At 61.1% G+C, this 2,263-nt stretch carries 3 protein-coding genes; 1 reads left to right on the forward strand and 2 read right to left on the reverse strand.

Translation table 11 applies throughout. The features are described 5' to 3' along the window. Positions 1-133 precede the first annotated feature (133 nt). Positions 134-529 carry a DUF3301 domain-containing protein gene (locus BKD70_RS22420; RefSeq protein WP_003195752.1) on the forward strand — a complete coding sequence of 132 codons (396 nt, stop codon included), beginning with the start codon at positions 134-136 and terminating at the stop codon, positions 527-529. On the opposite strand, the gene BKD70_RS22425 is transcribed toward BKD70_RS22420, so the two are convergent. Then, positions 523-1,485, reverse strand: a complete 963-nt coding sequence (locus BKD70_RS22425) for a GTP-binding protein (protein WP_070415422.1) — start codon at positions 1,483-1,485, stop codon at positions 523-525. The genes BKD70_RS22420 and BKD70_RS22425 overlap by 7 nt on opposite strands. Before the next feature lie 44 nt (positions 1,486-1,529). Then, positions 1,530-2,174: a DUF1826 domain-containing protein gene (locus BKD70_RS22430; RefSeq protein ID WP_070415423.1), complete on the reverse strand. Its 645-nt coding sequence runs from the start codon at positions 2,172-2,174 to the stop codon at positions 1,530-1,532. Positions 2,175-2,263 lie beyond the last annotated feature (89 nt).

Consider the following 2,263-nt stretch of genomic DNA (forward strand, 5'->3'; position numbering starts at 1 on the left):
GAGGTGTACGTTTCATGCGGGAGATTTCCGTAAAACCGTTGAATTTCTGGCCGAGCAGTATGCGACTAAACGCAGCCTGTACGACAGACCGGCGACACAGTTAAGCTGCGCTCACTTTGTTGGAGTTCATGGAATGCTGACCCTGGGAAACATCTTCGTCTTGATGCTGCTGGCCACCGGCGCCGCCTGGGTTTGGCACAACCACGGCCTGCGCGAACGGGCGCTGGCGCGGGTCAAGCAGCATTGCGCCAAGCTCGATATCGAGCTGCTTGACGGTGCCGTGGCGCTCAAACGCATCGGTTTCGTCAAGGATGCCAATGGCCGCCGACGCCTGGCGCGTATCTATAATTTCGAGTTCACGGTGACCGGCGAAACCCGGCATGCCGGGGTCATCACCCAATTCGGCGCCCACAGCGCGCAGATCGAACTGGCGCCCTACCCGTTCGAAACCAAGGAGCCGCTGCCCAGCGCCGAGATCATCGAATTGAGCCAGTGGCGCCAGGACCACGCCAGCAAGAAACATCAGTAACGGCAGGCTGCCAGGGCGCTTTGCAATGCGGCCACGTCCTGTGGTGCGCTGAAGATCAACTCAACACGTGAATCGCGCCGCCAAGCGCTGGGTTGCCAGTGCAGTGGGCTGTTATCCACAGCGTTGGCGGACACCCAACCGTCAACGCTGTGGATGACCAATTTGGCACGGCGCCAGTCGATACTCGATAGCCACTGATGCAGACGGCTGACATCGAATCGCTGGCTTGGGTGCCAGCGCCAGCCAATGCTCCAGCCGCCCTCCTGGCCCTGACTCAGACAGATCGGCAACCCAGGGTCACTCCAGATCGCCGGCATTTGCCCCACCGCTTCAGGCACGCCGAGATTATCCACCGCTACTTGGGCCTGCGCTTTCAAACCAGGCAACTGGTCGAGTGGCAATCGCGCCTGGCGTGTCCAATGGAGCGGGCAATCGGGTAATTGCGCTTCAATCGCCTGACGTTGCACCGCAGTCAGCGTCTCGTCCTTGTTCAACAGCAGCAGACCGGCACTGGCCAACGCCTCCTGTTGTGCCTGCGGCAACGGCCTGCCCGCCGCCAACGCCTGGGCATCGAGTACCAGCACGCAAGGCTGCACGGCCAGCACGTCTTGCCATGGTGCGTGCCGCAGTTGCTTGAGCAATTGCGCCGGATGGCCCAAGCCTGAGGGCTCGATAAACAACCGGTCCGGCTTAGCCTTACGCAACAAGCGGCCCAGCCCTACCTGGAACGGTGCACCGTTCACACAGCACAAACAGCCGCCAGCCACCTCGCCCAAGGCGATGCCGTCATCGTCTTGTGCGAGTAGGGCTGCGTCCAGGCCGATCTGGCCGAACTCGTTGATCAGCACCGCCCAGCGCTCGTTGGCCGGGCGCTGGGCAAGCAGGTGCTTGATCAGGCTGGTCTTGCCGGCGCCCAAGGGCCCTGCAATCACATGGGTAGGAATGTTCTGCAACATGAGAGGCATCGTTCAGGCCGTGTAGAGCGTTTGATCCTACGCGGTTATGTCAGCCAATCCAGCGTCAGGATCAACCGTCGCTCATCGGCCTTGAGCGCTGGCGAGCGGTGGATCAGCCCATGTCCTTCATTGCCGTGCCATTTGGTGCCTTTAAGCAGCGCCACTTCACCGCAATGGATCTGCTCGATGCGCTCAGTGGGCTCGGCATCCGCCTGGCTCAATCTGCGCCGGTCCATAACGCCTTCGCGCAACCATTGGCTTCCGATACCGGCGTAGGTGGTGATCAGCCGAACCGGCACGTGATCAACGTGAAAACGCGGACACATGGCCTTGTCCAATAGCCGTAAACGCACGCCGATGCGCTTGGCGCCCAACAGGCAGGCGAATGCACTGACCAGCCACGACACATCGGCGATAAACCCATCGTAGCCTTCAAGATCGCGACAGCTGGACGCAAAACCTTGCAAGTTCGGCACGGCGTCTTCGCTAGCCAACTCGACCACCAAGGACTCGGCCAACGGTTCATTGAGCGCCACCAGCAAAGCGCCAAACTCGGCGATATGCAGGGGCAATTGGCGCTGCCAGATCGCCAGGTTGACGCCATCATTGAGGATGTCGGACAGCGCCAGCGGCGTTTCTCCACAGCTTTGGCGGATGACAGGGCGTAGGGGAATGACCGGGGCCAGCATCAGGCGACCTGCTCGTACCAAGGGCCAAACGGGTCGGGTAGCTGGCGCCAACCTTCGACACCCAGGGCCATTTCTTCATCGGTGAGCAA

Origin of the sequence: Pseudomonas sp. BS-2016, assembly GCF_001806145.1 — a bacterium.
Classification (GTDB): domain Bacteria; phylum Pseudomonadota; class Gammaproteobacteria; order Pseudomonadales; family Pseudomonadaceae; genus Aquipseudomonas; species Aquipseudomonas lundensis.

Coding starts and splice junctions, on each gene's coding strand:
- BKD70_RS22420 (WP_003195752.1), top strand. CDS start 134: ATGCTGACCCTGGGAAACATCTTCGTCTTGATGCTGCTGGCCACCGGC.
- BKD70_RS22425 (WP_070415422.1), bottom strand. CDS start 1,485: ATGTTGCAGAACATTCCTACCCATGTGATTGCAGGGCCCTTGGGCGCC.
- BKD70_RS22430 (WP_070415423.1), bottom strand. CDS start 2,174: ATGCTGGCCCCGGTCATTCCCCTACGCCCTGTCATCCGCCAAAGCTGT.